Annotated in this window: 19 protein-coding genes; 12 read left to right on the forward strand and 7 right to left on the reverse strand. The window is 71.0% G+C overall.

What is annotated here, in order from left to right:
- Positions 1-23: 23 nt before the first annotated feature.
- Together WJM95_RS02175 and WJM95_RS02180 are read right to left on the reverse strand one after the other, a co-directional pair.
- Complete coding sequence (locus WJM95_RS02175; protein ID WP_339135310.1) at positions 24-1,583, reverse strand: arabinogalactan endo-1,4-beta-galactosidase; 1,560 nt, start codon at positions 1,581-1,583, stop codon at positions 24-26.
- Positions 1,584-1,993: 410 nt separating this feature from the next.
- The gene (locus WJM95_RS02180; protein ID WP_339127733.1) at positions 1,994-4,015 is read right to left on the reverse strand and encodes a beta-galactosidase; all 2,022 of its coding nucleotides are present in this window, start codon (positions 4,013-4,015) and stop codon (positions 1,994-1,996) included.
- A 311-nt stretch (positions 4,016-4,326) separates the two neighbouring features.
- Here WJM95_RS02180 and WJM95_RS02185 point away from each other — a divergent pair, with 311 nt between their 5' ends.
- From WJM95_RS02185 to WJM95_RS02210, 6 genes are all read left to right on the forward strand, one after another.
- Entirely contained in the window at positions 4,327-5,649 is a 1,323-nt protein-coding gene (locus WJM95_RS02185) for an extracellular solute-binding protein (protein ID WP_339127734.1), read from the forward strand.
- Positions 5,646-6,569: a sugar ABC transporter permease gene (locus tag WJM95_RS02190; protein WP_339127735.1), complete on the forward strand. Its 924-nt coding sequence runs from the start codon at positions 5,646-5,648 to the stop codon at positions 6,567-6,569. The genes WJM95_RS02185 and WJM95_RS02190 overlap by 4 nt, the downstream gene beginning before the upstream one ends.
- Positions 6,566-7,471 (forward strand): carbohydrate ABC transporter permease, encoded by a 906-nt coding sequence (locus tag WJM95_RS02195; protein WP_339127736.1) that lies wholly within the window; start codon positions 6,566-6,568, stop codon positions 7,469-7,471. The genes WJM95_RS02190 and WJM95_RS02195 overlap by 4 nt, the downstream gene beginning before the upstream one ends.
- Positions 7,468-8,499, forward strand: coding sequence for a LacI family DNA-binding transcriptional regulator (locus tag WJM95_RS02200; protein ID WP_339127737.1), 1,032 nt, complete (start codon positions 7,468-7,470; stop codon positions 8,497-8,499). Before WJM95_RS02195 ends, WJM95_RS02200 begins: the two co-directional genes overlap by 4 nt.
- A gap of 152 nt (positions 8,500-8,651) precedes the next feature.
- A complete protein-coding gene (locus WJM95_RS02205) occupies positions 8,652-9,002 on the forward strand; it encodes a VOC family protein (protein ID WP_339127738.1) in 351 nt (116 codons plus the stop codon).
- Between the two features lie 106 nt (positions 9,003-9,108).
- The gene (locus tag WJM95_RS02210; RefSeq protein WP_339127739.1) at positions 9,109-9,501 is read left to right on the forward strand and encodes a MarR family transcriptional regulator; all 393 of its coding nucleotides are present in this window, start codon (positions 9,109-9,111) and stop codon (positions 9,499-9,501) included.
- 28 nt (positions 9,502-9,529) lie between these two features.
- Here the strand turns inward: WJM95_RS02210 and WJM95_RS02215 are convergent, their stop codons facing one another.
- The 3 genes from WJM95_RS02215 to WJM95_RS02225 form a co-directional block, all read right to left on the reverse strand.
- Positions 9,530-10,408, reverse strand: a complete 879-nt coding sequence (locus tag WJM95_RS02215; protein WP_339127740.1) for an MBL fold metallo-hydrolase — start codon at positions 10,406-10,408, stop codon at positions 9,530-9,532.
- 152 nt (positions 10,409-10,560) lie between these two features.
- Positions 10,561-10,974, reverse strand: coding sequence for an SseB family protein (locus tag WJM95_RS02220; protein WP_339127741.1), 414 nt, complete (start codon positions 10,972-10,974; stop codon positions 10,561-10,563).
- A gap of 209 nt (positions 10,975-11,183) precedes the next feature.
- Positions 11,184-14,153: a carbohydrate binding domain-containing protein gene (locus WJM95_RS02225; RefSeq protein ID WP_339127742.1), complete on the reverse strand. Its 2,970-nt coding sequence runs from the start codon at positions 14,151-14,153 to the stop codon at positions 11,184-11,186.
- Positions 14,154-14,446: 293 nt separating this feature from the next.
- On the opposite strand from WJM95_RS02225, the gene WJM95_RS02230 reads away from it, so the two are divergent.
- Positions 14,447-15,466, forward strand: coding sequence for a permease (locus WJM95_RS02230; RefSeq protein ID WP_339127743.1), 1,020 nt, complete (start codon positions 14,447-14,449; stop codon positions 15,464-15,466).
- A complete protein-coding gene (locus WJM95_RS02235) occupies positions 15,463-16,281 on the forward strand; it encodes a TIGR03943 family protein (RefSeq protein ID WP_339127744.1) in 819 nt (272 codons plus the stop codon). Before WJM95_RS02230 ends, WJM95_RS02235 begins: the two co-directional genes overlap by 4 nt.
- A 51-nt stretch (positions 16,282-16,332) precedes the next feature.
- On the opposite strand, the gene WJM95_RS02240 is transcribed toward WJM95_RS02235, so the two are convergent.
- On the reverse strand, positions 16,333-17,103 hold the full coding sequence (locus tag WJM95_RS02240; RefSeq protein WP_339127745.1) for a TetR/AcrR family transcriptional regulator: 771 nt from the start codon (positions 17,101-17,103) through the stop codon (positions 16,333-16,335).
- A gap of 185 nt (positions 17,104-17,288) precedes the next feature.
- Here WJM95_RS02240 and WJM95_RS02245 point away from each other — a divergent pair, with 185 nt between their 5' ends.
- Both WJM95_RS02245 and WJM95_RS02250 read left to right on the forward strand, forming a co-directional pair.
- A complete protein-coding gene (locus WJM95_RS02245) occupies positions 17,289-19,001 on the forward strand; it encodes an MFS transporter (protein ID WP_339127746.1) in 1,713 nt (570 codons plus the stop codon).
- 301 nt (positions 19,002-19,302) lie between these two features.
- Entirely contained in the window at positions 19,303-20,415 is a 1,113-nt protein-coding gene (locus tag WJM95_RS02250) for an aminotransferase class V-fold PLP-dependent enzyme (protein ID WP_339127747.1), read from the forward strand.
- 41 nt (positions 20,416-20,456) lie between these two features.
- Here the strand turns inward: WJM95_RS02250 and WJM95_RS02255 are convergent, their stop codons facing one another.
- Entirely contained in the window at positions 20,457-21,365 is a 909-nt protein-coding gene (locus WJM95_RS02255; RefSeq protein ID WP_339127748.1) for a LysR family transcriptional regulator, read from the reverse strand.
- Between the two features lie 119 nt (positions 21,366-21,484).
- Between WJM95_RS02255 and WJM95_RS02260 the strand changes: the two genes are divergently transcribed.
- Together WJM95_RS02260 and WJM95_RS02265 are read left to right on the forward strand one after the other, a co-directional pair.
- Positions 21,485-21,907: a tautomerase family protein gene (locus WJM95_RS02260; protein WP_339127749.1), complete on the forward strand. Its 423-nt coding sequence runs from the start codon at positions 21,485-21,487 to the stop codon at positions 21,905-21,907.
- A 100-nt stretch (positions 21,908-22,007) separates the two neighbouring features.
- Complete coding sequence (locus WJM95_RS02265; RefSeq protein WP_339127750.1) at positions 22,008-22,376, forward strand: VOC family protein; 369 nt, start codon at positions 22,008-22,010, stop codon at positions 22,374-22,376.
- The last annotated feature ends 70 nt before the right edge of the window (positions 22,377-22,446 follow it).

Raw genomic sequence — 22,446 nt, forward strand, 5'->3', positions numbered from 1 at the left:
CCGGCGGCCGGGCCCCCTCACGTTCAGCGGTGACTGAACAGGGACATGGCCGGAAGCGCCTTGTCGTCGAAGCCGAACAGGGCCTGGTTCTCCCATCCGTTGCCCGAGGAGGGGTCGGCCGGGTCCCAGCCGTTGCCGGTCACGGCCGTCCAGGTGGCCTCCCAGTAGAAGACACCGAGACCGCGGCCGTTCGGCACGGCCTCCACGATGTTCATGACGTCCCGCAGCCAGTTGGACTGCCCGGCGGTGGTGGCCGGGTAGCCCTGGACCAGTTCGGCGGTCGTGTCGATCTGGTTGACGAGCGCGTCGTCGCTGTCCAGGCGGAAGGGGTAGGCCGTCTCGGCGACGAAGACCGGTTTCCCGTAACGGGAGGCCGCGTCGTCGAGGGTGGTCTGGAAGTCGTAGAGCGAGCCGTGCCAGTAGCCGTAGTAGGACAGCCCGATGGCGTCGAACTTCACGCCGTTGGCGAGGGCGGTGTCGAACCACCAGCGAGTGCCGGTGAGATCGCCGCCCTTGGCCAGGTGCAGCGCCACGACGGTGGAGGAGCTGACCGCCTTGGCCGCGTCGTAGCCCGAGTTCAGCAGTCCGGCGAGCTGCGCGAAATTGTCCGTGGAACCCTCGGACCAGAGCATGCCGCCGTTGATCTCGTTGCCGATCTGCACCATGTCGGCCGTGGTGCCCTGCGCCTTGAGGGCGTTCAGGACGTCGTAGGTGTGGTTGTAGACGTCCGTCTTCAGTTGGCTGTACGAATGCCCCGCCCAGGCGGCCGGCTTGGTCTGGGTGCCGGGGTCGGCCCAGGTGTCGGAGTAGTGGAAGTCGACCAGGAGTTTCATGCCCTGCGCCTTGATGCGCTTGGCCATCGCGAGGACCCGGGCCTTGTTGTTGTAGCCGTCGGCCGGGTCGACCCAGACCTTGAGGCGCGCGTAGTTCATCCCCGCGGACCTGAGGATGGCGAGCGCGTCGCCCGCGGTGCCCGAGGCGGTCCTGTAGACACCGCCGTAGGCCTCGCTCTTGGCGAGGGAGGAGATGTCGGAGCCCTTGACGGACAGTCCTGTGGTGCCGGAGGCGAACGTCAGGTCGTCGACGTTGATCCAGTTCCCGGCGTTGGCGTCGGAGGAGACACTGATCGTGCACTGGCCGCTCGTGACGGCCACGGGCACGACCAGGTGGATCCAGCCGCTGGTGGACACCGGAAGGTCGGTGCGCTGCTCGGTGCCGCCGCAGTTCCTCAGGGCGAGGTAGGCGGAGTTCTGTCCGCCGCCCGAGCGCACCCACGCGGTGAGCCGGTAGTTCCCGTTGGTCAGGCCGGTGAGGGTCTGGGAGGTCTCCACCTTGTAGGCCGAGGCGGAGTAGTGGCTGAGGCGGTAGCTCCCGCCGTGGCCGCCGGCCTCGACGTACGAGGCGCCGGTGGTGCCGGACTCCGACCAGCCGCTGGGCACGGCGGCGCCGGTCCCGTCGGCCTCGAACCCGGCGTTGGTCAGGGTGCTCGCCGCCTGCGCGGTCTGCGCGGGGAGTGCGGCCAGGGCGAGCCCGGCCGCGAGCGGCAGCAGCAGGGCCCTGAGTGTGCGTCTGGGATGGAACATCATCGTCCGTCGTCCCTTCGACGTGGTGGGGAGAGGTGCCCCGCCCCCAGGGGATCCGGGGTGGATCCGGGGGCGAGCCCCTCCGCCCGCGGCTTCATGGCTCGCACGGGCGGAGGGGGGTCGGATGACCGCCGGGTGACGTGACCCTGGCGGCTGTCGGAGTGAACGGCGGGGCGGGACGGCCCCGCCGGTGGGGGATCTCCGTGAGGTGCGCGGGATGCGCGGGTCCGCCGGCACGGCGGCCGGGGCGCCGGTCACATCCCGTGCCGCGCAGCGTGGTTCAGCCTGCCGCGCCGGCATCTCCCGTGCGGCACAGGCCACTTGGTGCCGAGGTCGGTGAGGCGGCCCTCAAGCCGACCCGGGGCTCCGACCGGGCCGCATCGGTGCTCACGCGTACGGCCCACGGCCTGTCACGTGTCGAGGCGTACCACCCGTACCGCCCCCGCCGGAACCGCCAGCCGGCCGGCGGCGCGTTCGCCCGTGAGGAGTTCGGTGCCGTGCGCGTCCAGCGGCACCTTGGCGTCGGACGTGGTGTGGTTGACCGCGAAGACGTAGGTGCCCGACTCGCCGGTGCGGCGCACCACTTCGACATCGCGGGGCAGGTCCGTGCGCGGGGCGACGCGCGCGTCGTCGGCGGCACGGCCGATCAGCGCGTCCAGCCCCTCGGCCCCGAGGCGCGTGGACACGTACCACGCCGAGCCCGCGCCGATCCGGTGCCGGGTGACCGCGGGGTGCCCGGCGGCGAGCCCGTCGGCGTACGTCCAGACGGTCTCGGCACCGCGCGGCACCACGAACTCGGTCCAGACGTCTCCGGACAGTTCGGAGCCCTCGGGCCCGGTGATCCGGACGCGTTCCCCCTGGAGCAGGGGGGAGAACTCCTCGACGGTCAGGCCGAGTACGTCCCGCAGGGCGCCGGGATGCGGGCCTTCGTGGACGGTGTCGTGCTCGTCGACGATGCCGGAGAAGTAGGAGACGAGGAGCGTGCCGCCGCGTTCCACGTACTCCTTGAGGTTGTTCCCGGCGGCCTCGGTCATCAGATACAGGGCGGGCACGACGACAAGGGGATAGGCCGACAAGTCGGCTTCCGGGTGGGCGAAGTCGACGGTGAGGTGGCGGTCGTAGAGCGCCTCGTAGAAGGCGTCGGCGCGCTCGCGGGCGTCGTGGTCCTCGCTCGGGCGCCACTGGAGGCTCTGCGCCCACCAGGAGTGCCAGTCCCACAGGACGGCCACGTCGGCGACCGTACGCGTGCCCTTGAGAGGGCTCAACGAGTCGACGGCCGCGCCGAGTTCGACGACCTCGCGCCACACGCGCGAGTCGGTGCCCGCGTGCGGCAGCATCGAGGAGTGGAACTTCTCCGCACCGCTGCGGGACTGCCGCCACTGGAAGAACATGGCGCCCTCGGAGCCGCGGGCCACGTGGGACAGGGAGTTGCGGGCCATCTGGCCGGGCGCCTTGGCGGGGTTGCGGGGCTGCCAGTTGACGCCCGAGGTGGAGTGTTCGAGGAGCAGCCAGGGCGCGCCGCCCGCGACGGAGCGGGTGAGGTCGGCGGCCATCGCGAGGTTCACGTGGGTGCGGCGTCCGTCGGTCATCAGATAGTGGTCGTTGGTGACGAGGTCGACCTCGCGGCCCCAGGCCCAGTAGTCGACCGAGTCGCACTGGCTGAGGGCGGTCATGAAGTTGGTGGTGGCGGGGACGCCGGGCGCGAGGCGGTGGAGGATGTCCCGCTCGGCCGTGAAGTTCTCCCGCATGGTGGCGTCGGCGAACCGCTTGTAGTCCAGCGCCTGCGCCGGATTGCCGACGGTGGGGGTCACGCGCGGCGGGTCGACCTGGTCGAAGGCGGAGTAGCGCTGGCCCCAGAACGCCGTCCCCCAGGCCTCGTTGAGCTCGTCGACCGTCCCGTACGTACCGGCCAGCCAGCGGCGGAAGTGGGCAGCGCAGGAGTCGCAGTAGCAGGCGGAGACCGGGACGCCGTACTCGTTGTGGACGTGCCACAGCGCGAGCGCGGGATGGCCGGCGTACCGGGTGGCGAGCCGGGTCGTGATGGCGGCCGCGGCGGCGCGGTAGTGGGTGTTGCTGTGGCAGATGGCGCCGCGTGAGCCGAAGGCGTAGCGCGTGCCGTCGGCGGCCACGGGCAGCGCTTCGGGGTGTTCGCGGTAGAACCAGGCGGGCGGGGCGACGGTCGGGGTGCCCAGGTCGGCGCGTATGCCGTTCTCGTGCAGCAGGTCGAGGACGCGGTCGAGCCGGCCGAACTCGTAGCTGCCCCGGGCCGGTTCGAGGAGGGCCCAGGAGAAGATCCCGACGCTCACCATCGTGACGCCCGCCTCGCGCATCAGCCGGACGTCCTCGGGCCAGACGCTCTCCGGCCACTGCTCGGGGTTGTAGTCCCCACCGAAGGCGAGCCCGGTGAGGCCCTTGGGGTTGGTCTCCGGCATGGATCTCTCCCATGTAATCGATCATTTGGGAACGTGCACACACAACGCCAGCGGCGTGAGCCCAACATAACCGCACAGCAACAACCATTGACAAGTGTCCGGGATGTTTCTCTACTGTGAACGCTCACAGACGCACCACACGTGAGCCGAAGGGGTGCTCAGGTGTCGGCGGGCGGGCGTGTCAAGCGCCCGGAGGCCCGGCGCACGAACCGCGGTTCCGGCATCGGCCGGCGCGCCCCCGAACGCGAACCACACCAGCACAGGGCAGGCCCCCGCAGCAGGCGGGGGCCCAGGTCAGGGGAGAACGTTCCATGCCCATCACGAAGCACAGCCGCCTCGTGGCCAGCACCATCGCCGTCGTCCTCGGCGCCACCTCGCTCGCCGCCTGCGGCTCGTCCGACGACGGCAAGAGCGCATCCGAGTCCGGACCCGCGACACTGACGTTCTGGACCTGGGCGCCGGGCATGGACAAGGTGGTCGACCTCTGGAACACGGGGCCGGGCAAGAAGCAGCGGATCACCGTCGAGGTGAAGAAGCAGGCCTCGGGCGACTCGCTCATCACCAAGATCCTCACCGCGCACAAGGCGAAGAAGGCACCGGATCTGGTCCAGGCCGAGTACCAGGCCCTTCCGACGCTGGTCAGCAATGACGCGCTCGCCGACATAGCGGCGGAGTCCAAGGAGGCGAAGTCCAAGTTCGCCGACGCCGTCTGGCAGCAGACGACGCTGGGGACGGACGCGGTCTACGCGATCCCGCAGGACATCGGCCCGATGATGTTCTACTACCGCGCGGACCTGTTCAAGAAGTACGGGCTCACCGTTCCCACCACCTGGGAGCAGTTCGCCGAGACCGCCCGCGCGCTGAAGAAGAAGGCGCCGGACAAGGCCCTGACCACCTTCTCCGCCAACGACTCCGGGCTCTTCGCCGGTCTGGCGCAGCAGGCGGGCGCCAAGTGGTGGACCGCGTCGGGCGACAAGTGGACGGTCGGTATCGACGACGCGGCCACCCGGAAGGTCGCCGGATTCTGGGGCGGCCTCGTCAAGGAGGGCGCGATCAACAACGAGCCGATGTACCAGCCGGCCTGGAACAAGGCGCTGAACACCGGCAAGGAGATCGCCTGGGTGAGCGCGGTGTGGGCGCCCGGCACCCTGAGCACGGCGGCCCCGCAGACCAAGGGCAAGTGGGCGATGGCCCCGCTGCCGCAGTGGTCCGCGGGCGAGAACGTGACCGGCAGCTGGGGTGGCTCCTCGACGGCCGTCACCACCGACTCCGCCCACAAGGCGGCCGCCGCGCAGTTCGCCACCTGGCTGAACACCGACCCGCGGGCGGTGGCCGCGATGGCGAAGGAGAGCGGCATCTACCCTGCGTCCACCAGCGCCCAGAGCGGTGACGCCTTCGCCCAGCCGCCGGCCTTCTTCTCCAACCAGCCGGACTTCTACACCAAGGCCTCTCAGATCGCCAAGACCACCGCCCCCTCCGCCTGGGGCCCGAACGTGAACGTGGCCTACACGTCCTTCAACGACGCCTTCGGCGCCGCCGCCAAGAACAAGTCGGACTTCGGTGCGGCCCTGAGGACCATGCAGGACACCACCGTCGCCGACCTCAAGAAGCAGGGCTTCGGGGTCGCTCAGTGACCACCGCACGCCGGAGGCCGTACGGGGTCAAGGGGGCCCCGTACGGTTTCCTCCTCCCCGCGACGATCCTCTTCGTCCTCTTCTTCGCGCTGCCCATCGCCTACGCGGTCTGGCTGAGCCTGCACAAGGTCCAGGTCAAGGGCCTGGGCCTGGGCGCCGGTGCCAGGACCGAGGTCTGGGCGGGCCTGAGGAACTACACCGACGCGCTCACCGACAGCGAACTGGTCCACGGGGCGCTGCGCGTGGCCGGATACGGCGCGATCGTGGTGCCGGTGATGCTCGGCCTCGCGCTGCTCTTCGCGCTGATGCTCGACGCGGAGAAGGTGCGCCTGGCCCCCTTCACCCGGCTCGCGATCTTCCTGCCGTACGCCATCCCGGGCGTCGTGGCCGCCCTGCTCTGGGGCTTCCTGTACCTCCCGGACGTCAGCCCCTTCTACTTCGTCCTCCAGAAGTTCGGTCTGCCGCAGCCCGACCTGCTGGAGGGCGGCCCGCTGTACCTCGCGCTGTCGAACATCGCGGTCTGGGGCGGCACGGGCTTCAACATGATCGTCATCTACACCTCGCTCCAGGCCATCCCGGCCGAGGTGCTCGAAGCGGCGAAGCTCGACGGAGCCACCCCGCTCCAGACGGCCCTGCGCATCAAGATCCCGATGGTGGCGCCCTCCCTGGTGCTCACCTTCTTCTTCTCGATCATCGCCACGCTCCAGGTGTTCAGCGAACCGACCACCCTCAAGCCCCTCACCAACTCCGTCTCCACGACCTGGAGTCCGCTGATGAAGGTCTACCGGGACGCGTTCAACACCGGGGACATCTACGCGGCCGCCGCCGAGGCAGTGATCATCGCCCTGGCCACCCTGGTCCTGTCCTTCGGCTTCCTGCGCGCCGCGAACTCCCGTACCAAGCAGGAGGAAGCACGATGAGTTCCCTTGCCCTGCGCAAGGCCGCCCCGGCCGCGGGCACCACCCCCGGCACCGCCCAGGTACCGCCGCCGCGCGGCCGCATCGCCCTGGTGCCGACCCTCACGCTGCTGCTCGGCGCGCTCTATTGCCTGCTGCCCGTCGCCTGGGTGGTGATCGCGGCCACCAAGTCGGGCCGTGAACTGTTCTCCACGTTCACGTTCCTGCCGGGCACCGGATTCACGCAGAACGTGAAGGACCTCGCCGCCTACCGCGACGGCATCTACTGGAAGTGGATGGGCAACTCCGCGCTCTACGCGGGCCTGGGCGCCCTGCTGTCGACGGCCGTCTCGGCGGTCAGCGGCTACGCCCTCGCCGTCTACCGCTTCCGGGGCCGCGAGAGCATCTTCAGCGTGCTCATGGCCGGCGTGCTGATGCCGCCGGTGATCCTCGCGATCCCGCAGTACCTCCTCCTGGCCAAGGCGGACCTCACGGATTCGTACGCCTCCGTGCTGCTCCCGCTCGTGCTGTCCCCGTACGGCGTCTACCTCGCCCGGATCTACGCGGCCGCGGCGGTCCCCACCGACGTCGTCGAGGCCGGCCGGATGGACGGCGCCGGGGAGTGGCGGATCTTCACCCGCGTCGCGCTGCCCATGATGGTGCCCGGCCTGGTGACGGTGTTCCTGTTCCAGTTCGTCGCCGTCTGGAACAACTTCCTTCTCCCCTACATCATGCTCAGCGACGACGAGAAGTTCCCGATCACCCTCGGCCTCTTCACGCTCCTCGAACAGGGCTCCAACACCCCGGCCCTGTACACCCTGGTCATCACCGGCGCCCTGCTCGCGATCGTCCCGCTGATCGCGCTGTTCCTGGTCATCCAGCGCTTCTGGAGCCTCGACCTGCTGTCCGGAGCCGTAAAGTCATGACCATGAGCAACCCGGGGGGCCGGCGCAAGCCGCCGACGATCCACGATGTCGCGCGTGAGGCGGGTGTCTCGCGGGGCACCGTCTCACGCGTCCTCAACGGCGGGCACTACGTGAGCCCCTCGGCGCAGGAGGCGGTCGACGCCGCCATCCGCAGGACGGGCTACGTCGTGAACCGGCACGCCCGTTCGCTGATCACCGGACGGTCCGACTCGGTCGGCTTCCTGCTGACCGAGCCGCAGGAGCGGTTCTTCGAGGACCCGAACTTCAACGTCCTGCTGCGCGGCTGCACCCAGGCACTCGCCGCGCACGACGTCCCGCTCCTGCTGATGCTCGCCGGGACCCAGGACGAGCGGCGGCGCATCACGCGGTACATCACGGCCGGCCATGTCGACGGGGTGCTGCTGGTCTCCAGCCACTCCGGCGATCCGGTCGCCGAGGAGCTGCGCGAGGCGGGCGTTCCGCTCGTCGCGTGCGGCAAGCCCATCGGCCTCGGCTCCAAGGTGAGCTACGTGGCCGCGGACGACCGGGACGGCGCCCGGGACATGGTCACCCATCTGCTCTCCCTCGGGCGGCGCCGGATCGGCATGGTCACCGGCCCGCTGGACACCCCCGGCGGCGTCGAGCGTCTGGCGGGGTACCGCGAGGTGCTCGCCGAGGCCGGCGTCGAGGCCGACGACCGTCTCGTCGCCTCCGGCGACTACAGCCGCGCCAGCGGCGAGGCGGGCGCAGAGCAGCTCCTCGCCCGGGCCCCCGACATGGACGCGGTGTTCGTGGCCTCGGACCTGATGGCCCAGGGCGTGCTGGCGGCGCTGCGCAAGGCGGGCCGCCGGGTCCCCGAGGACGTCTCGGTCGGCGGCTTCGACGACTCCCCCGCCGCCACGGCCGCCACCCCGGCGCTCACCACCATCCGCCAGCCCTGGGACCGCATCAGCTCCGAGATGGTCCGGGTCCTCCTGGCCCAGATCGGCGGCGAGGACCCGTCGGCGGTCATCCTGCCGACGGAACTGGTGCGCCGCGAGTCGACCTGAGCACCGCGGCGGAGCACGCCGGGGCCTGGCGGCACCGGTCAGGATTCGAGAAGCCGGACCCGGCGCCTCCGGCTTAGCGTGAAGGGGCCGTCGGAGTTCCGGCGGCACGACAGCCAGGCCGACACGGCCCCACGCACCGCACAGGAGTCGAGATGACCGCCGGAGTCAAGACCATCATCTACCCCGTCAAGGACATCGCGAAGGCGAAGGCCCTGTTCACCCTGCTGCTCGGGGTGGAGCCCTATGTGGACGAGCCGTACTACGTCGGTTTCAAGGCCGCGGGCCAGGACATCGGCCTCGACCCGAACGGGCACGCCAAGGGGCTGACCGGGCCGGTCCCCTTCTGGCACGTCGACGACATCAAGGCGACCCTGGCGGGCCTGCTCGGCGAGGGAGCCGAGGTGCTCCAGGAGCTCCAGGACGTGGGCAACGGCAGGCAGGTGGCGTCCGTGAAGGACGCGGAGGGCAACCAGTACGGGCTCATCCAGGACCCCACCCCCTGACCCGGAGGGCCCCGGCCGCACACACGCGGAGGCGGCACCGGCCACTGGATGCAGACGCACTAATTGCACACTCAACCAGTGGCCGGATCTCTGTTACCGTTCAGTTATGGCAACGACGACGCCCGGTTCCCGGCTGGAGGACCAGTGGCGGGACATCCTCTCGGTGCACGCGCGCACCATGTGCGAGATCGACCGCGTGCTGCATCCGCACGGCCTGGGAGCCAGCGACTTCGAGGTCCTCGACATCCTCGTCGCGGAGACCGTCACCGAGCCCGGTGAGCACTGCCGGGTGCAGAACATCGCCGGCCGGGTGCATCTGAGCCAGAGCGCGTTGTCCCGGCTCATCGGCCGGCTGGAGAAGGAGGGCCTGGTGGAGCGCACGGTCTGCCAGGAGGACCGCCGTGGAGTGTGGGTGGCGCTGACGGCGAAGGGCCGCGAACTGCACGCCGAGGTGCTCCCGCTCCAGCGCTCCGTGCTCGCCCGCATGCTCGACGGCTGACCGCCGCGGGTCCCCGCGCCGCCCTCGGCTACACCACCAACTCCGCTCCGTCCGCCGGGATCTCGGCTCCGGCCGCGGTCACCGAAGCCCAGGCGTCCGTGGACGGGTCGAGCAGCGGGTTCGCGCTGTCGAAGTGGGTGTAGACGACCCGTCGGCCGGGGTGCCGGGCCAGTGCGGCCAGGCTGCCGTCCGCGCCGGAGACCGGCAGATGCCAGGGGGCCACGGCCCGTCGGCGGGGTGCCGGAAGGGCGCTGTCCGTCCCGCCTGCCGCGTACAGGGTCCCGTCGAGCAGCACGCAGGTCGCCCCGGTGAGGAGCTCGTCCAGGGCGGGAGTCCACGCGCCCAGGCGGGGCGCGTAGACGAGCACGCCCCCGCTGGCCAGGTCCTCGATCCGGTACGCGCTCACCCAGCGGTCGTCCGCGGTTCCCGGGAGGTGTCCCGGGGCCCGGGAGCCGAGGGCGTGGGCGCTGACGACCAGTCCTCCGGCCAGGACGAATCCGCCGTCGGTGAAACTGTCCGCCCACGTCCACGGGGCACGGCGTTCGAGCAGGGGGCGCTGCGGGGAGAGCGCGGCGAGGACGGGGGGCGAGGCGTAGACCTTGGGCCCCGGGGCACCGCAGAGCCCGGCCAGTCCTGTCGTGTGATGGGCTGCGGCGTCCGTCAGCAGGACACCGCGTACGGGAGTGCCACCGGGCGCCGGGGCGAGCGCGGGGGTGGCGTTCAGCTGCGTACGCAGGTCGGGCGAGGCGTTCAGGAGCCACCAGTCGCGGGAGTTGCCGCTGACGGCGGCGCACTCCTGGGTCCGTGCGGGCAGTTTCCCCTCACGGGCGGCGGAGCACTGCGCGCAGGCGCAGTTCCACCGCGGGAACCCGCCCCCGGCGGCCGTACCCAGCAGGACGACTCTCAAGGGAACCCCACTCCTCCGCGGCGGCTTTCCAGGGATCTTCCCTTCCGGACGGGCCGCGCCACTCGGTGGCGAGGAGCGGATCCGGACATCCTTCGCCCGCGGGCCGGTCCCGGGGCTTCCCGGGGGCCCGCGTCGCGCGTCCGGCGGTCCCGCTACCGGACCAGCAGGGTGCGTACGCCCTCGGAGGTGAGCGTCAGGCCGTGCGGGGAGGCGGCGTCGATGATGAGGTCCAGATCGCCCGAGGGCCACTGGGAGGCCAGCGCGGACAGCGGTACGAGGCGGTAGCGGGAGACGGAGGGGAGGAGTTCGGCGAGCTCCTGTTCCGAGGTGAACACCGGGACCACCTGGCCGCCCTCCGGATCGTCCAGGACGGGCAGCGCCACGGCATGGGGGTCGCCGATCTCCGTGTCCGAGGCGTCGTCCGGCACGGGGACCAGGACGTCGCTGCCGGCGAGGGTGTCCAGGGCGGCGCTGTCCTCGGTGTTCACGGCGAGGGTGTCCAGGGCCTCCTGGGCGGGCGTCGCGGCCGGTGCGGTCGGGTGGTTGTTGTTCAAGGGCGTGTCCATGGCAGATCCCCTGGTCGTGGTCGTCGGGCGGCCACCCGGGCCGGTCCGGCTCCCGGGTGTGTCGACGGGTCGCGTACCCAACGCTCGGCACGCCATTCATCCCGGCTCCGCGCGGGCCGCGGCGGCGCTCCGACGGTCCCGCCCGGGCGTGGGGCGCCCGGGCGGGACCGCGGTGACCTCGGCCTGGGTACCGGTCCGACGGCCGCCGGTCACTTCAGGTAGGGCCCGTCCGTCCCGATCTTGCCGGGGCCGTTCAGCACGTAGACCCGCAGATTTCCCTTCCCGGGCGCGGCCACGGACAGGGTGCCGCCCGAGACGGTCTTCACGTCGCCGGTGACGGCGTCCGTGTAGGTCCCGTTCGGGATGCCGGTGAACGTCGCGTCGCCCGTCACCGTGACGAGGGCGAAGCTGTCGGTCGATCCGCTGGTGTAGCGGCGCTTGAAGGCCATCGAGCCGCTGATGCCGTCCGTCGAGTACTGGCCCGCCTGGAGGGCCGGGATCGCCCGGCGGATCCGGTTGAGCCGCTGGAGGTGCTTGACCAGGGGCTGCGCGAGGGTGGTCGCGACCTCACCGCTCGCGGAGTCGGCCGTGCCGAACTCGGAGGCCGTGACGCTGCCGGCGAGATGGTCGCCGTAGTACGCGCGCCCGGTGGTCGCCAGCGGGCAGGTCGGCCCGCAGTCGATCTGTTTGCCCGCCTGGAACTCGATCTCCGATCCGTAGTAGAGGGTGGGGATGCCGCGGAAGGTCCACATCAGGGACATGTTCTCGGCCCAGGCGTCGGTGCCGCCGCTGTAGCGGGTGCTCGACTTGTTCGGGCCGTAGTCGTGGCTGTCGACGTAGACGACGTCGTACGTGGCGTCGTTGACGGAGTCGTCGGAGTCCTTGCCGTTGCTGTAGGCGTTCTGCGCGTCGCCGAAGTTCATGTGCATGCGCATGTCGATGATGTTCATGCCGGAGAACTGGCTGCGGTCCGGGGTGTGATAGCTGTTGCCGCTCAGGAACGCGTTGGTCGAGGTGGGCTGGTTGCCGGTGCCGAGCTGTTCCTCGTAGGTGTACTGCTCGATGGCGGCCGTCTCGTCGTCGGCGCTGTAGTCCTTGCGCTCCTTCCAGGTGTAGAACTGCGCGGAGTGGTTCACCGAGCCGCGGTTCCACTTGTCGTTGACGAAGGCGCCGACCTCGCCGAAGACGAAGAAGTTCTTCGCGGCGTCCGTGCCGAAGCGCTGGGTGACCCGGTCGTAGATGGCGGGCAGGAAGCGGCGGTTCCAGGTGACGCGCGGGATGTGGACGGCCGTGTCGAGGCGGAATCCGTCGACGCCCATGTCGATGTACTTGTCGTACGCGCCGATCAGGTAGTTCTGGACGGTGGCGTTCTCGGTGTTGAAGTCGGCCAGGTCCTCGTGCAGCCAGCACGAACGCGAGTCCTCGCCCTCCCAGTTGCCGATCCAGCACTGGTGGTAGTACGCCTTGGGGAACATGCCCGAAGTGGGGCTGGGCCACTGGCAGTTGTAGAGGGTGTAGCCCTCGGCGCTCTTGCCGCCCGTGGGCTTGCCCCAGTTGAGGCAGGTGTTCCCGGAGGGTTCGGCGGTCGACCACAGGTCGCCGTTGTAGTAGGACTTCCCGGACTTGGGCTCGACGGTCAGGCCGTCGTACTCGAATCCGTCGTTCTTCTCGTCGTAGTACCAGCTCCACTGGGAGTCGCGCACGCCGTACACGGTCGGGGTGAACAGGCCCTTGGCGCCCCAGCGGGAGCTGTGGTTGTAGACGACGTCCTGGTAGATCTTCATGCCCTTGGCGTGGGCCGCGTTGATCAGGTCCTGGTAGGAGGCACCGGCCGACTCCAGGCGCGGGTCGACCTTGTAGAAGTCGTAGCCGTGATAGCCGTGGTAGTCGTAGTCGGAGCGGTTGAGGACGACCGGGGTGATCCAGACGGCCGAGAACCCGAGCGCCTTGATGTAGTCGAGCTTGTCGACGAGCCCCTTGAAGTCGCCCCGGAACATGGGGTCGTTGTTGGCCGCGTTGCCCGACTTGACGTCCTGGCTGCCGCCCCGGTTGTTGGAGCTGTCCCCGTCGTAGAAGCGGGCCGTGAGGACGAAGTAGATGGGGTCCTTGCGCGGATCGGTGCCGAGCGGTGTCCCGGCGGCCGGTGCGGGGACCTTCTCCCCCGTCGTGACCGTGGCCGCGGCCGAGGCGGGCGAGGTGTTCCCGGCCGCGTCGACGGCCTTGACCGTGTAGGTGTAGCCGGTCTTCTCCTCAAGTCCCGTGTCGGAGTACACCGTCGAGCCGACATCGGTGACGACGGTCCCCTTCGTACCGCCCGTGCGCGTGAGCTGATACTTCGTCACCGCCGTGTCGTCGGTGGCGGGATCCCAGCTCACCACCACCGAGGTGTTCGTGGCGGTCGCCTTCACTCCGGCGGGTGTGGTGGGCGCCTGGGTGTCGGGGGCCTGGGCCGCGCAGGGGTCCTTGGCGTCGGCGGTGACGGTCCGGCCCTTCACGGTCGTGGTGCCGGACGGGATGGCGTAGTCGGCGCTGTTGTTGTTGTCCCAGACGCCGTTGCCGTTGTTGAAGGCCGCCTTGAGCGAGGTCGCGGTGCCGATGTCGAGGGTCTTCTTCCACCATCCCGTGCAGGCGGCCTCCATGCCGACGCCGGGGACCGTGGTCCAGGAGCCGCCCGTGGGCGCGTAGTGGATGTTGGCCGTGGTCCAGCCGGAGGTGGCGGTCGAGTAGTACACGGTCGCCTGGGTACCGCTGCCGGTACCGGTGCCGGCGCACGGGTCGCTGTGGGCGATCACCCCGTCCTTGACGGTGATGGTGCCGGTGCCCAGCGCGTAGTTGCTGCCGCCGTTGTTGTCCCAGGTGCCGCTTCCGTTGTTGAAGGTGGCCTGGAGCCCGGTGGCCGAGCCGAGGTCGACCGTCTCCTTCACCCAGTCCGCGCAGGCCGCCTCCATCCGGACGCCGGGCGCGGTGGTCCAGGAGCCGCCGTCAGGGGCGTAGTGCAGATAGGTGACCGGCCAGTTCTTGGTCTTCGTGTAGTAGAAGACGGTCGCCGTGGTGGAGGTGGCGGCCGTGCCCTCCATGGGGACCGACTGCCCGTGGGGCGGGGCCAGTCCGAACAGTCCGGTCACCGCCAGGAGCGCCAACAGCGCTCTCAGCGGCGGGCGTCGACGTCTGCGGTTCATGGGGCGGCTCCGATGCGGGTGCGGAGGGGGGGAGTTGCCTTGCAAGAAGAACCAGCAAATTCCAGAAAGCACTTGCAGCCCGGGAAGCTACAGGTTCATGACATCGATGTGAAGAGATGTGACAACGGCCGCCGTCGCCGGCCGCAGGACGCCGCGGGTCCGGTGGAGGTCAAGAAAGGCCCCGGTGCGGGCAATCCCTCCCACACCCGGTGAGAAGCTGTGGCCGAACCCGCGTATGCAAGGCGGAAGGGCATCCGCAGCCACGCCCTTCCCCGACCGGAGGTACCCAGAGCGTGACCATCACCAAGGAAGCCCCGCCGCCGGTCCGACGGCGGGACGAGGACGACCGCCGGGGCCGGCAGGGCTGGAACTTCGACTCCCCGCTCGCCCTGACCATGCTCCTGCTGCTGGTCATCGCCTCACAGGGGCCGATCCGCGGAGCCCTGTCCGCACCGGTGATGCAGAGCTGGATGACCGTGTTCGTCGCGGTGGTGGTCCAGGCCCTGCCCTTCCTCGTCCTCGGCGTCCTGCTGTCCGCGGTCATCGCCGTGTTCGTCCCGCCGACGTTCTTCGCCCGCGCGCTGCCCAAGCGGCCCTCGCTCGCGGTGCCGGTCGCCGGGATGGCCGGAGCGATCCTGCCCGGCTGCGAGTGCGCCTCCGTACCGGTCGCCGGGGCGCTGGTGCGCCGGGGCGTCACCCCGGCCGCCGCCCTCGCGTTCCTGCTGTCCGCACCGGCGATCAACCCGATCGTGCTCACGGCCACCGCCGTCGCCTTCCCCCGCAACCCGGAGATGGTGCTCGCCCGATTCGTCGCCAGCCTCCTCGTGGCCTGCGCGATGGGCTGGCTGTGGCAGCGGCTGGGCCGCACCGACTGGCTGCGCCCGCCGGCCCGCCCCGAGCACGAAGGGCTCGGCAAGGGGGCCGCGTTCTGGTCCTCCGTCCGGCACGACGTGATGCACGCGGGCGGGTTCCTCGTGCTCGGCGCGATGGCGGCCGCCACGCTCAAGGCCGTCGTCCCGGCGAGCTGGCTGCACGCCGCGGCCGGGAACCCGGTGGTGTCCGTCCTTGCCCTCGCGATCCTCGCCGTCCTGCTGTCGATCTGCTCCGAGGCCGACGCGTTCGTGGTCGCCTCGCTGACCCAGTTCTCCCTCACCGCACGGCTGGCGTTCCTCGTCGTCGGCCCGATGATCGACCTGAAGCTCTTCGCCATGCAGGTCGGCACGTTCGGCCGCGGCTTCGCGGCCCGCTTCGCGCCCACCACCTTCGTGCTCGCGATCCTCGTGTCCGTACTGATCGGGACGGTGCTCCTGTGAACCGGCAGGCCCAGGCGGCCGTGCTCTTCCTCGTCGGCGCGGCGGTGCTGCACGCGAGCGTCACGGACCTCTATCTGCGGTACGTCAAGGCCGGGTTGCGCCCCCTGCTGCTCGCCGCGGGCGTCGTCCTCATCCTCACGGCTCTCGCCACGGTCTGGTACGAGATACGCGACCACCGGAAGGCGGCCGCGGTCACCGACGCCGACGCTCACGCGGCCGGTCACGAAGGCGAACCCGCGGGGGCCGAGGGGCGCGAGGGCGCGGCCCCGGACAAGGACACGGACGGCCACGGGCACGGGCACGGGCACCGTGAGCCGCGGATCTCGTGGCTGCTCGTCCTCCCGCTGCTCGCGCTCATCCTCGTCGCCCCGCCCGCCCTCGGCTCGTACAGCGCGATGCGCACCGGTACGGCGCTCCAGGCACCCTTCGGCTACGCCAAGCTGCCCTCCGGCGATCCGGTCAGCCTCGGCCTGGTCGACTACGCGAGCAGGGCGGCGTACGACCACGGCCGTTCGATCGGTGGCCGGCAGGTCAAGGTCATCGGCTTCGTCGCGCTCGACCGCGCCGGCGCTCCGTATCTCGTCCGCATGGCCCTCAACTGCTGTGCCGCGGACGCCCAGCCGGTGAAGATCGGCCTGTCCGGGCGGATCCCGCCGGTACTGCGCCCCGACACCTGGCTCGAGGTCACCGGGCGCTACACCGCCAAGCGCACGAAGGACCCGGTCAACGGCGGCGTCATCCCGTACCTCCGGGTCGCGACGGCGAAGCCCGTCCCGACGCCGCACGATCCGTACGACGAGAGCTGGAACAACTGAGGCGCGAGGGGCGGGGCGTGCGGGGCGGGTCCGCGGCGGCCCGCCCCGGGCTCAGGCCCCGCGGTCCGGGAGATAGCTCGCGAGGCCGCGCAGGATGATCTCCAGACCGATGTCGAACCGCTCGTCGGAGGACTCCGTCACCATCGATCCGGACAGGGCCCGCAGATGCGGGAAGTCCTCCTCGGGCAGGGACGCGAAGTAGTTCTGCATCTCGTCGGCCATCTCGCGCCAGTCGGGGCGGGCCAGGGAGCCGCCGCCCGACTGCTGGGCGGCCCGGTCCTGCCACATGCCCTCCTCCAGGACGAACCCGTCGATGTAGGTCGAGATGAGGTCACCGGCCTCCGCCGCAATACGGTCGGGCAGTCCCGCCGTACGGAAGATGGCGAGCAACGCCTCGACGTACGGCAGCAGTTCGGCGGTGAAGGGGACGTGCGCCATGGAGATCCTGGCCATGTCGCGATGGGACAGCAGCCGCCGGCGCCAGGAGCGGGCGTACTCCCGCACCTGCTCCCGCCAGCGCTCAGGGTCGGGTTCGGGCAGCGTGAAACTGGCGAAGAGCCGGGTGTACATCAGCTCCAGAAGGTCGTCCTTGGAGCGGACGTAGGCGTAGAGGGCGGAGACCGCGACGTCCAGTTCGGCCGCCACCTGACGCATCGACAGCTTGTCGAGCCCTGACCGGTCCAGCACGACGAAGGCCGCCTCGACGATGCGCTCGCGCGACAGCGGCTCACGTGCCGGGGCGACGCGAGCGCGGACGGGACGCTCGCGCTCCCAGGGGGACGGCGGGGGTGATGCGGGAGTGCCGGCGGCCGCGTCGCTCATGACCACAGTCTAGGCGCCGGAGAGCAGTGTTCTCTCCTGGAGATCGGCGTTCACCTCGCCTCAACGCGATATATCTTGTCTGCGTCGCGAGGTTGCGCTATATCTTAATGAACGCCGTTCTCTCGGTGAGCGCTGTTCTGTTAGGGTGAACGGCGTTCTCTTCTCGTGCCTCCTAGGAGTTTCCGATGTCCACCACCGGTGTCGCGTCCGCCGAGACGCCCATCGACTCACCAGCGCCGTACCGGTGGCGCTGGGCTGCGCTGTTCGTGATCCTCGCGGCCGAGGTGATGGACCTCCTCGACGCCGTCGTCACGAACATCGCCGGTCCGTCCATGCGGGCCGACCTCGGCGGCGGCGCCTCCACGCTCCAGTGGCTCGCCGCCGCCTACACCCTCTCGATGGCCGTCGGGCTCGTCACCGGAGGACGGCTCGGCGACATCCACGGGCGCCGCACGATGTTCCTGATCGGGGCGGCCGGCTTCACCCTCGGCTCGCTGCTGTGCGCCGTGTCCGTGTCGCCCGGCATGCTGATCGGCGCGCGGGTGGTGCAGGGCCTGTTCGGCGCGGTGATGCTGCCGCAGGGCCTCGGCATGATCAAGGAGATGTTCCCGCCGAAGGAGTCCCAGAAGGCCTTCGGCATGTTCGGCCCGGTCATGGGTCTGTCCGCGGTGTGCGGGCCGATCCTGGCGGGCTGGCTGGTGGACGCCGACTACTTCGGCACCGGCTGGCGCATGATCTTCCTCATCAACCTGCCGCTGGGCGCGGCGGCGATCCTCGGCGCCGTGCGCTACCTCCCCAGGGGCCGCTCGGACGCCAAGCCGCGCCTCGACATCCCCGGCATGATCCTGGTCTCCCTGGGCGCGCTGCTCATCATCTTCCCGCTCGTCCAGGGCCGTGAGTACGACTGGCCCGTGTGGACGTTCCTGATGATGGGCGCCTCCGTCGTCGTCTTCGTCGCCTTCGCGCTCTACGAGTCGCGCCGCAGCAAGGCCGGCCAGGACCCGCTGGTCGTCCCCAGCCTCTTCCGCAAGCGCGGCTTCAGCGGCGGCATGGTCCTCGGCCTGGTCTTCTTCTCGACCATGCAGGGCTTCATGCTCGTCTTCAACCTGTACACCCAGATCGGCCTCGGCTACTCGCCGCTCAAGGCGGGCCTGGTGATGGTGCCGTGGTCGGGCGGCATGATCGTCGGCTTCGGCATCGCCCAGGGTGTGGTCAGGTTCGGCCGGACCGTGCTCCAGGCGGGCGCGCTGGTCATGGCCGTCGGTGTCTTCGGCGTGTGGCTGACCCTGGACCAGGTGGGGTCCGGTGTCGGCCCCTGGCAGCTCCTGCCGTCGCTGCTCGTCACGGGTATCGGTATGGGCCTGCTCATGGCCCCGTTCTTCGACATCGTGCTCGCCAGCGTGGAGCAGCACGAGACGGGTTCGGCGTCCGGCACGATGACCGCGGTGCAGCAGCTCGGCGGCGCCTTCGGCGTGGCCATCCTCGGAACCGCGTTCTTCGGTCTGCTGGGCGGCGGGATCGGCACCGCCGTCGACCACCGCTCGGACCACCTGCGGGCGCAGCTGACCGCGGCGCACGTCGCACCCGACGCCCAGGACCGCATCGTGGCGGGCCTGCGCACCTGCACCGCCGACCGCGCCACCGCCAAGGATCCCGAGGCGACCCCGGCGTCCTGCGCCCGCCTGGAGAAGGAGACCCGCTCCGCCGTGACCTCGCCGGAGGCCGGCGCCCGGGTCCCGGCCGCGCTCCAGGCCACCGCGATGTCGGCCTTCCGGAGCGGTTTCGGCTCCGTCATGCAGACGCTGCTCTGGATCGTCGACGGCATGCTGGCCCTGACGTTCCTGCTCGCGTTCCTGCTGCCGCGCCAGGCGCGTCCGGAGGAGTCCGCCGGGCACTGACGGCTTCGGTTCGGGCCGCGCCGGCACCGGCGGGAGGGACGGCCGGGCACCTTCTCGGAGGGTGCCCGGCCGTCCCCTTTCCGCGTGCGGGCCGACACCCCGGGCAGGTCGTGGCGGGGCGCGACGCGTACCGTGCAGGCGGGTGCGGCGCGCCCGGGACGACGCAACGCGGAACCCCGGTCACCCGGTGCGTCGCCCCGCGGTACCGCTCACCCGGCGGCCCCGCCGTCACCGCCGCCCGCCCCGATTCGCCCTGTCACCACCCCCCGTACCCCCGCACCGCCCCGGAAGGACGAGCCCCGTGCTGACGTCGTACGCAGCCCATTTCGACACCCCCGCCGGGTACCTCGACTTCGCGCGGTTCGGTCCCCCGTCGCGGGACGCCGTGGCCGCCACCGCGCGTGCCATGGAGGAGTCCGGGCGCGCCGATCACACCACCGTGGACGGCCTGATGCGCGCGGAATCGCTCGCACGGGACACGGCCGCGCGGCTCGCGGGCACCGACAGCGAGCACACCGTGCTGCTCCCCAACGCCTCCACCGGTCTGTTCCACGCGGCCCTCGGAATCCGGACGGGCGTGGTCCTCACCCCGCGCACGGACTTCCCGGCGAACCACTACCCGTGGCGCCGGACCGCCGAGCTGGGCCGGGCCACGCCCCGCTGGCTGGATCCGGTGCCCGGTGGCGGGGTCACCCCGGATCTGGTCCGTGCCGCTCTGACGGACGACGTCGTCGCGGTGTCCGTCAGCGCCGTGGACTTCCGCACCGGATTCCGTACCGATCTGGCGGCCCTGCGCGAGGCGATCGGACCCGACCGGCTGCTGATCGTGGACGCGATCCAGGCGTTCGGCGTGGCCACGATGGACTGGGACGCGGCCGACGTGGTGGTGGCGGGCGGCCAGAAATGGCTGCGGGCCGGCTGGGCGACCGGTTTCGCGGCGCTGTCGGACCGGGCGCTGGAGTCGCTGGAGCCGGTCCTCACCGGCTGGACGGGAGTCGAGAACGTCGGTCTCTTCGACGGAGCCGAACACCCGCCCGCCGCGGACGCGCGACGATGGTCGATCACCCATCTCAGCCCGGTCACGGCCGCCGCGTTCGCGTCCGCGCTGGATCTGGTCGAACGGCACACGGTCGCGGCGATCGAGGCCGCCGTCGCCGAGCGGATCGCCGAACTCACCGTGACGGTCGAGGAACACGGCGGCCGTGTCCTCTCCCCCGCCGACCCGGCACGCCGCGCCGGCATCCTGTCCTTCACACTGCCGGACCACGACCCGGCCGTGGTCGCGAAGGCCCTGCACGCCGAGGGAGTGACCCCGACGGTCCGCGCGGACTCCCTCCGCTTCTCCCCGCACGCCTCGACCCCGCCCGAGGCTTCGGAGCGGGTCGCGGCGGCCCTGTCGTCGCTGGGGAACTGAAGCCCTTCGGCCCAGGACACGGGACACCGGGGAGGTACCTCTCAGTCGGCGAGTTCGGCGGCTCGGCGGCGGAGTGCGTGCAGCACGGCGTCGACCGGTGGGGCGGTGGGGCCGGGAAGCCGTACGAGGCTGACGCGGCGCCGCTCTTCGGGCAGGTCGGCCACCGTGACGAGCCGGACGCCGGGTGGGAGCACGGACCTCAGCGTGGCGGGGACCGTCGTGACACCGGCCCCGGCCGCGACCAGGTGCAGTTTCGTCAGCCAGTCGCGGCCGGCGTGGTGGACCCGGAGCCGCCCGGGCAGCCCCGGCCAGACGCCGAGCAACGGCTCGCCCCTGCCGGACGGGGCGGCGATCCACGTCTCGTCGGCGAGTTCCCCGGCCGCGGCCTCGCCCCGGCCGGCGAAGCGGCCGTCGGCCGGCACCGCCACGACCAGACGGTCCTCCAGCAGCGGTTCGGTATGGAGGGGCGGATCGTCGGTGTCGGGAGAGCGGTGCGGTGGCCGCGAGGCCAGCAGGGCCAGGTCGAGGGCACCGGCGCGCAGGGCCCTCACCAGGGACGGCGTGGTTCCCTCCCTGGTGGAGAACTGGAGGCGGGGGCGCTCCCGGCGCAGGGTCGCCAGCGCGTGGGCCACCAGCACCGGTCCCGCGGCGGGGATGTGGCCGAGCCGCACCCGGCCCGAGTCGTCGCGCGCGCCGCGCAGTTCGCGATCGGCCGCGTCCAGCGCGTCGAGCGCGGTCACGGCGTGGCGGAGCAGGGCCCGGCCCTCGGCGGTCAGGCGCACACCGCCCGGAAAGCGGTCGAACAGGCGGACGCCGGCGGCCTGTTCCAGGCCGGCCACCTGCCGGGAGACCGCCGACTGCGTGTAGCCCAACTCCTGGGCCGCCGCCGTGAAAGTGCCCCGCTCGGCCACCTCGCGGAGCACCCGGAGGCCGACCACCGTGACGTCCATGAGCAGCGAGCATATCCACCATGCGTGACATTCGTTGGCCGCATGGCCACGGGCGCTCCTAGCGTTGCCGGCATGAGCGAGGAACCCTCCCCGAAGTCACCGGAGCAGCAGGGGGCATCATGCCGCTGATCACCGTCCACCTCCGCCGGGGCACCACTCCCGAGTACCGGCGTGACGTCTCGACCGCCCTGCACAAGGCCATGGTCGACGTCCTGAAGATCCCCGAGGACGATCAGTTCCACGTCTTCCACGAGGTGACGCCCGACAACTTCGTCATACAGCCGGTCGTGTTCGGCCTGCCGCGAGGCGAGCGGGCCATGTTCATCCAGCTGGCGTTCAACGAACGGAGCGCCGAGCGGAAGAACGAGCTGTTCCGTGCCATCGTCGACAACCTCCGACGGTTCGCGGGCGTCCCCGAGGAGGACGTCATGATCGTGGTGTTCGAGACGGCCCGCGAGAACTGGTGGGCCGCCGGCCGCGTGGTCGACCCCGACACCGGTTACGACGCCCGCATGACCGACGTCGGACGCGATTCACTCTGAGTGACGTGCTCGGCCTTCCCCCGGCGGGGTGGCTCCAGCGATGAGTTCAGCGGCCTCGGACGGTCTACCCACCGACACGACCGTTCTCGACAGGAGTGCCATGTCCACCATCCAGCCGGTGATCCTGACCGCCCACCACGACGTTCTGCTCGGCTTCTACACGAAACTGTTCGGCGCAGAAGAGATCTTCCGGGTCCCGGAGGAGGGCCCCGTCTTCTACGTCGGTCTGCGCATCGGCGACACCGACCTCGGGCTCGTGGCCAAGGAGGAAGCGGGGACCGCGGCGGCGCCGCGGATGCTGCTCAGCATCGCCGTCGACGACGTCGACGAGGCGCTCGGCCGGGTGACCGCGCTCGGCGGCTCGGTCACCGGCGGCCCGAACGACATGCCGTGGGGGCAGCGCGTCGCCCATGTCCAGGACCCCGACGGCAACCCGGTGAACCTGACCCAGCCGATCCCGGCCGGGTGACGCCGACGGCGTCTCCCGGCCGGGTGGCGCCGACGGCGTCGGAAGGGGTCACCCCGGTCGGGAGCCGACC

The organism is Streptomyces sp. f51 (assembly GCF_037940415.1).
In the GTDB taxonomy this organism is placed as follows: Bacteria; Actinomycetota; Actinomycetes; order Streptomycetales; family Streptomycetaceae; genus Streptomyces.

Excerpts from the sequence above, each read along its gene's own strand:
- WJM95_RS02175 (WP_339135310.1), bottom strand. The coding sequence starts at position 1,583 with ATGTTCCATCCCAGACGCACACTCAGGGCCCTGCTGCTGCCGCTCGCG.
- WJM95_RS02265 (WP_339127750.1), top strand. The coding sequence starts at position 22,008 with ATGTCCACCATCCAGCCGGTGATCCTGACCGCCCACCACGACGTTCTG.
- WJM95_RS02240 (WP_339127745.1), bottom strand. The coding sequence starts at position 17,103 with ATGAGCGACGCGGCCGCCGGCACTCCCGCATCACCCCCGCCGTCCCCC.
- WJM95_RS02245 (WP_339127746.1), top strand. The coding sequence starts at position 17,289 with ATGTCCACCACCGGTGTCGCGTCCGCCGAGACGCCCATCGACTCACCA.
- WJM95_RS02195 (WP_339127736.1), top strand. The coding sequence starts at position 6,566 with ATGAGTTCCCTTGCCCTGCGCAAGGCCGCCCCGGCCGCGGGCACCACC.
- WJM95_RS02260 (WP_339127749.1), top strand. The coding sequence starts at position 21,485 with ATGCCGCTGATCACCGTCCACCTCCGCCGGGGCACCACTCCCGAGTAC.
- WJM95_RS02200 (WP_339127737.1), top strand. The coding sequence starts at position 7,468 with ATGACCATGAGCAACCCGGGGGGCCGGCGCAAGCCGCCGACGATCCAC.
- WJM95_RS02255 (WP_339127748.1), bottom strand. The coding sequence starts at position 21,365 with ATGGACGTCACGGTGGTCGGCCTCCGGGTGCTCCGCGAGGTGGCCGAG.
- WJM95_RS02205 (WP_339127738.1), top strand. The coding sequence starts at position 8,652 with ATGACCGCCGGAGTCAAGACCATCATCTACCCCGTCAAGGACATCGCG.
- WJM95_RS02220 (WP_339127741.1), bottom strand. The coding sequence starts at position 10,974 with ATGGACACGCCCTTGAACAACAACCACCCGACCGCACCGGCCGCGACG.
- WJM95_RS02210 (WP_339127739.1), top strand. The coding sequence starts at position 9,109 with ATGGCAACGACGACGCCCGGTTCCCGGCTGGAGGACCAGTGGCGGGAC.
- WJM95_RS02185 (WP_339127734.1), top strand. The coding sequence starts at position 4,327 with ATGCCCATCACGAAGCACAGCCGCCTCGTGGCCAGCACCATCGCCGTC.
- WJM95_RS02225 (WP_339127742.1), bottom strand. The coding sequence starts at position 14,153 with ATGAACCGCAGACGTCGACGCCCGCCGCTGAGAGCGCTGTTGGCGCTC.
- WJM95_RS02180 (WP_339127733.1), bottom strand. The coding sequence starts at position 4,015 with ATGCCGGAGACCAACCCCAAGGGCCTCACCGGGCTCGCCTTCGGTGGG.